At 38.4% G+C, this 5,868-nt stretch carries 8 protein-coding genes; 7 read left to right on the top strand and 1 reads right to left on the bottom strand.

Annotated features, from left to right (window positions below):
• On the bottom strand, positions 1-665 hold a 665-nt coding region (locus tag K6G87_RS12830; protein WP_296837930.1), incomplete at its 3' end, for a type I glyceraldehyde-3-phosphate dehydrogenase.
• A gap of 389 nt (positions 666-1,054) precedes the next feature.
• On the opposite strand from K6G87_RS12830, the gene K6G87_RS12835 reads away from it, so the two are divergent.
• The 7 genes from K6G87_RS12835 to K6G87_RS12865 form a co-directional block, all read left to right on the top strand.
• The gene (locus K6G87_RS12835) at positions 1,055-1,870 is read left to right on the top strand and encodes a histidinol-phosphatase HisJ family protein (protein WP_296837933.1); all 816 of its coding nucleotides are present in this window, start codon (positions 1,055-1,057) and stop codon (positions 1,868-1,870) included.
• 75 nt (positions 1,871-1,945) lie between these two features.
• Positions 1,946-2,959 carry a transglutaminase-like domain-containing protein gene (locus tag K6G87_RS12840; protein WP_296837936.1) on the top strand — a complete coding sequence of 338 codons (1,014 nt, stop codon included), beginning with the start codon at positions 1,946-1,948 and terminating at the stop codon, positions 2,957-2,959.
• Positions 2,960-3,001: 42 nt separating this feature from the next.
• A complete protein-coding gene (locus K6G87_RS12845; protein ID WP_296837939.1) occupies positions 3,002-4,066 on the top strand; it encodes a type II secretion system F family protein in 1,065 nt (354 codons plus the stop codon).
• A 60-nt stretch (positions 4,067-4,126) separates the two neighbouring features.
• Positions 4,127-4,480, top strand: a complete 354-nt coding sequence (locus K6G87_RS12850; protein WP_296837942.1) for a hypothetical protein — start codon at positions 4,127-4,129, stop codon at positions 4,478-4,480.
• Positions 4,481-4,505: 25 nt separating this feature from the next.
• Positions 4,506-4,994, top strand: a complete 489-nt coding sequence (locus tag K6G87_RS12855) for a DUF4860 domain-containing protein (protein WP_296837946.1) — start codon at positions 4,506-4,508, stop codon at positions 4,992-4,994.
• Positions 4,995-5,017: 23 nt separating this feature from the next.
• The gene (locus K6G87_RS12860; RefSeq protein ID WP_296837949.1) at positions 5,018-5,614 is read left to right on the top strand and encodes a type IV pilus modification PilV family protein; all 597 of its coding nucleotides are present in this window, start codon (positions 5,018-5,020) and stop codon (positions 5,612-5,614) included.
• A 12-nt stretch (positions 5,615-5,626) separates the two neighbouring features.
• The coding region (locus tag K6G87_RS12865; protein ID WP_330669856.1) for a hypothetical protein at positions 5,627-5,868 on the top strand (242 nt) is incomplete at its 3' end.

The following is a 5,868-nucleotide window of genomic DNA, read 5'->3' on the forward strand; positions in this document are numbered from 1 at the left end:
TTTGCAGCACCTGTTGAGTTAGGAACGATGTTGCAAGCACCAGCTCTTGAACGACGAAGGTCGCCCTTTCTCTGAGGTCCGTCAAGGATCATCTGATCACCTGTGTAAGCGTGGATTGTGCACATGATACCAGACTGGATAGGTGCATACTTGTTAAGAGCATCTGCCATAGGTGCAAGACAGTTAGTTGTGCAAGAAGCAGCTGAGATGATCTTGTCATCTTTTGTAAGAGTCTTGTGGTTTACGTTGTAAACGATTGTAGGAAGGTCGTTTCCTGCAGGAGCAGAAATAACAACTTTCTTAGCACCAGCATTGATGTGAGCCTGAGCCTTCTCTTTAGATGTGTAGAAACCAGAGCACTCAAGAACAACGTCTACGCCGATCTCACCCCAAGGGCAGTTATTAGCATCGGGCTCTTTGTAGATCTTAATTGTCTTACCCTTAACTGTGATTGTACCTGCCTCGTCATCAGCTGTTACTTCATCTTCATGTCCAATTTCAACATAACGACCCTGTGAAGTATCATACTTCAGAAGGTGTGCAAGCATCTTAGGGCTTGTAAGATCGTTGATTGCTACTACTTCGTATCCCTCGGCACCGAACATCTGTCTGAATGCAAGACGACCGATACGACCGAAACCATTAATTGCTACTTTTACTGCCATTTTAAGTTCCTCCTAAAATGAAATATTGGGTTATATTGCTGCTATTTCCAATTTCAAAGACGGAATTCGAAACGAAACCATCCATGATTGACAAATTTTTATCAGCAATTTCTATTCTACAAAAGTTATTAGAATAATTCAAGTCTGCAAATGTAAAAAGTTTCAAAAATTGCTTATAAATGTGCCCATTCTCGTACAATATTCAAAAATACTCTGCAAGTTCTGATAAGTTAACGCAAAAGCGGTAACTTATTGCCTAATTGATATAATACACCAATTAGTCCAAACAGTCACTGATTAATATCATTAAATGTTTATCACTTTTAATATAATGATGTATACTTACAGAATAACCACTTTTATCCCTATATATCGAAAGGATCTTACTTATGAGAATTACATCAGATTATCATATGCATTCAGAACATTCAGGAGACAGCACAGCGCCAATGCGCAGCATGATAGAAAGTTCTATTAATAAGGGTCTTAACGAAATATGCTTCACAGAGCATATGGATCTTGACTATCCTATAGGTCCTGATAACCCTGAAGGATTCTTTGAAATAGACGCAGATGCCTACAGAGAAGACTTTCTTAAATGCAAAGAAGAATATAAGGGAAAGATCGATCTTCATTTTGGCATTGAGCTTGGGCTTCAGCCTCATATAGTAAAAGAAAATACAGATTTTCTGAATAAATATCCGTTCGAATTTATAATAGGTTCCAACCACCTTTGCAATCATAAAGATCCCTACTACCCTTCTTTTTATGAAGGAAGATCTTCTGATGATGCAATACGTGAATTTTTTGAAAGTACTCTTGAAAATATTAAATATTTCCATAACTTCGATGTTTTAGGGCATTTGGACTATATTGTCAGATATCTTCCTAATCCTGATGATTATAACTTTCAAAATTTTTCCGATATAATTGATGAGATCTTAAATATTCTTATTTCAGAAAATAAAGGTCTCGATGTAAATACCAAATCATTTCAAAGCGGTATGAATGATCCCAATCCTTGCATTGGAATACTTGCAAGGTTTTATGAACTGGGCGGGAGAATCATAACCTTTGGTTCAGATGCTCACAAACCTGAGCACATAGCCTATGACTTTGAAAGAGCCAGACAGACTGCTTTGAAAGCCGGTTTTACGTCTTACTGTACTTTTGCTGACAGAAAACCCGTATTTCACGATTTATAATGTACCGCTTTTCTTTACAGATGCAGCATGTATCGCTATAAGGACATAGCGGCAGTATCTTCGCGGAGACCTATTATGATTTTTTTACATGGAAGAAAAAAAATTCATACTCCCATCATCTTTGCGTTATCATTTATGCTTATTTTGGGCTGCTCTGAGGCAGGGTCTGTAACAGGCGATACCACCAGGTCTTTAATTAATAATGAAGATAATATAAAAGCTTCATCAGAAAGCACTTTTGATCTTGAAGCCTTAAATGCTGTCAAAGGAAGCAGAGACAACACTCCAGTCGTCCTGGTTCCTGAAAAATCCGGAGAAGAAGTATATGAAAATGATATAGCACAAATTGATACCTCCAACTCGGGCAAAGGCTACATCTATGCCAAATACACAGGAACCAATAACAAAGTCAAGCTCCAGATCACAGGCCCCGATCAGGTAATCTACACCTATAACCTTTCTACTGGCGGCCTTGACGAAGTATTCCCTTTATCTGCCGGCGATGGCTCATATCTTATAAATATTTATGAAAATATATCCGGCAACCAGTACTCTCTGGGCCTAACCGCCACTATAGAAGCCTCCCTTGAGGATGAATTCTATCCCTATCTTTATCCAAATCAATATGTATGGTTTACCAAGGACATGAAAGCCATTGCCATGGGAAGCGACCTTGCCTTCAGTGCCAATAGCGACCTTGATGTTATAACCAATGTTTACAACTTTATGATAAGCACCATATCCTATGACTATGAGGAAGCTGAGACCGTACAAAGTGGCTATATTCCCGATATAGATGAGGTACTTACCACGCAAAAAGGAATATGTCTCGATTATGCCTGCCTTATGTCAGCAATGCTCAGATCACAAAACATACCTACTCACATGGAAATAGGCTATGCAGGAACTGAATACCACGCCTGGATCAGCTGCTACATAGACGAAAAGGGATGGGTCAATGGAATAGTTCAGTTTGACGGAACATCCTGGCAGCTCATTGATCCTACTTTCGGCTCAACTACTGCAGAAGATGTTTTAAGATCCTACATTGCCGAAGATGACAGCTATATTGTGAAGTATATCTATTAAAAACTTTTCTAACTTTTACTCAAAAGGAAAGAGGGGCTGAATTTGAAAAAAGCATTAAAAGCATCCAAAACAAAAGTCCTTAGTAATCAGGAAACCGCAAGCTTTTGCGGTCAGTACGCCATGCTTTTAAAAAGCGGAATTGCTCCTGCAGAAGCTGCCGGTATACTCTTATCAGATACGAGTGACCCTTCCGGCAAAAAGATTCTGTCTGATCTCTATCATATTTTAAGGACAGGTGAAAAATTCCATATCGCACTATCAATGTGCGATGTCTTCCCTCCTTATGTAATATCAATGATCAAAATTGGCGAAGAGTCAGGAAACCTCGACAGCGTACTTGAATCCTTGGAAATATTCTATGAACAAGAAGACAATCTCTCTGACAACTTCAGAAGCGCCCTCATGTACCCCATGGTCATGATCATCATGATACTTATGATCGTAATAGTCCTCATAACCAAGGTAATGCCTATATTCAGTCAGGTATTTGAACAGTTGGGAACCACAATGAGCACCCTGTCTCAGACGCTTCTTAGCATTGGTAATGTACTTAACCGCTGGTCGCTTGTTCTTATTATCATACTCGTTGCTCTTGGTGCCTTTATGATATTCACAACCCAGTCAAGGAAGGGATATGTCTTTTTACAAAAAATATCCAGGCATATAGGTCCTTTGAACGAGCTGTTCTATGATATCGGTGTAAGCCGCTTTGCAAGTGGCATGGCTCTTGCCATATCAAGCGGTATGGATACATATACCAGTTTGAATCTTCTTAAATCAATAGTAGAGAACGAAGAAATATCCGGTAAGATAGACATCTGTCAGAAGCAGATCCAGCAAGGGGACAGCTTCCCCGAGGCCCTGAAGCATGCAGACATTTTTTCAAATGTATATTCAAGAATGGTAATGGTAGGCTTCAGGTCAGGTTCAATGGAGAAGGTGCTTCAGCAGATTGCAAGCAGATATGAACTTAAAACAAGTAAAAAGATAAACATTGTATTATCAACACTTGAACCAACTCTTGTCATAGTTTTATCACTTATAGTAGGGCTTATACTCCTGTCAGTGATCCTGCCTCTTATGGGCATCATGAGTTCTATAGGCTAATGTAATAAGGCAACTGATAAGTCACCGTTTTTACTTAAAGAAAACCCAAAAGGAGATTCAATGTCTAACAGATTTGAACGACGCAGAAAAATGCCAAAGCTAATATCGAGATTAAACTACATTATTTTTTGCGCCCTTTTGATAGCTCTTTTTCTATACGGTGTTAACAGATTCTCAGAAGATACAATATCTTATCAGGAAGATACACTTATCCTTGCTCTGCAAAAAGATATTGCGCAGTGCTACGCAATAGAAGGTTTCTATCCTCCTGATCTTGACTATTTAAAAGATCATTATGGCCTTATATACGATACCGATATTTTTACTATTGATTATGCAGCATTTGGTTCCAACATATATCCTAATGTGACAATTCTTAATGTAGTCAATAAGACGGCGATCACCATACGCTAGTTACAGATATGAAAGGACAGGCATTATGAATCCTGATAATGACCGCAGGCATCTTATAGATGTATTTTTCATAATATCGCTTCTTTTTGGATTCGTTTTCTGCGCAGTACTTATTATTGCGCTTGGGGCGAGCATCTATCAGCGCGGCGTTATCAGCAGCAATGATAATTTTGACCAAAGGACCGCGGCAACTTATATAGTTCAAAAGGTAAGACAAAATGATGAATATGGGGCAATAAGTGTAGGAAGCATAGATGATATTCCTGCCCTTACCATAACAAGAACCTTAAACGATACTTCCTATACTACATATATTTATGTATATAACGGCTATCTTATGGAAGTATTTGCAAGAAGTGATACAAGCCTTTCTCCTCAGTCAGGTCAGCGCATAATCGAAATGGATAATATGGAAATGAAGATATCAAGTTCAAATCTTATAACGATCCTGGTAACAGATGCTGAGGGAAGCACGACCAAAGTCATGATATCTCCGCATAGTATGGGGAGTTAATTTCGTTTGATATGAGGATGCGTATGCAGGATAAATCCATACATTTGAAAAATCAATCGTCATTATTCCTTATAGAAGTTATTATTGCTGTATTCTTTTTTGCAATAACAGCTGTAGTTTGCATACGCATTTTTGTAAAATCCCATAATGTCACAGATGAGTCCCGCGAACTAACAAAAGGATACATAGAAGCCGATAATATGGCTCAGGTATTCATGAATTCAGGTGCCAATATAGAGGTTATTGTATCGAGGTATTCTGAATACGCAGTTGTTCTTTCACAGGAAGGAAACTATACAGGAACTATAGTCATATGCTATGACAGCGACTTTAATCCCATAGAACATCCCACCGATGATATTACATACACTATTAATTCAACAGCCTATGAACTTGTACTGACTCAAAAGCTTGAAGATTCTTCAGATACTTACAATGACTGTTCATCAGGTAGTCTACAAGGATATGCCTGCACCGCTACTATCAGTATTTATGATGTAGAACTCTCTGATGATCTTATTACTGATACTTATCAGGAAGATATTTCTGTTTACGAAGACAATAAGATATTAACGCTTCCGCTTGATCTGTATCTCGGAGACATTGATACAGAATTATAAAAGGAGCTTTTTATGAACAAGAACCTGCACGTAGGACTTCCAATAGGTACAGCATCTATACTTTTAATATTTCTGACATTAAGCCTTACCTCTTTTGCTGTACTATCACTCGAAACCTCTATTGCGGATATGAATCTGACCCAAAAGTCAGCTTTGTATACGCAGGATTATTATGCTGCAGTTCATAAAGCTCAGGGTTTTCTTGCTGATATGGATGCTTATCTTTTTGATATATATCAGTCTTCAGACAGTTA

The organism is Butyrivibrio sp. (assembly GCF_024699075.1).

What these genes read in the sequence shown, in the direction of transcription:
- K6G87_RS12860 (WP_296837949.1), top strand. Translation starts at nt 5,018, where the DNA reads ATGCAGGATAAATCCATACATTTGAAAAATCAATCGTCATTATTCCTT.
- K6G87_RS12850 (WP_296837942.1), top strand. Translation starts at nt 4,127, where the DNA reads ATGTCTAACAGATTTGAACGACGCAGAAAAATGCCAAAGCTAATATCG.
- K6G87_RS12835 (WP_296837933.1), top strand. Translation starts at nt 1,055, where the DNA reads ATGAGAATTACATCAGATTATCATATGCATTCAGAACATTCAGGAGAC.
- K6G87_RS12840 (WP_296837936.1), top strand. Translation starts at nt 1,946, where the DNA reads ATGATTTTTTTACATGGAAGAAAAAAAATTCATACTCCCATCATCTTT.
- K6G87_RS12855 (WP_296837946.1), top strand. Translation starts at nt 4,506, where the DNA reads ATGAATCCTGATAATGACCGCAGGCATCTTATAGATGTATTTTTCATA.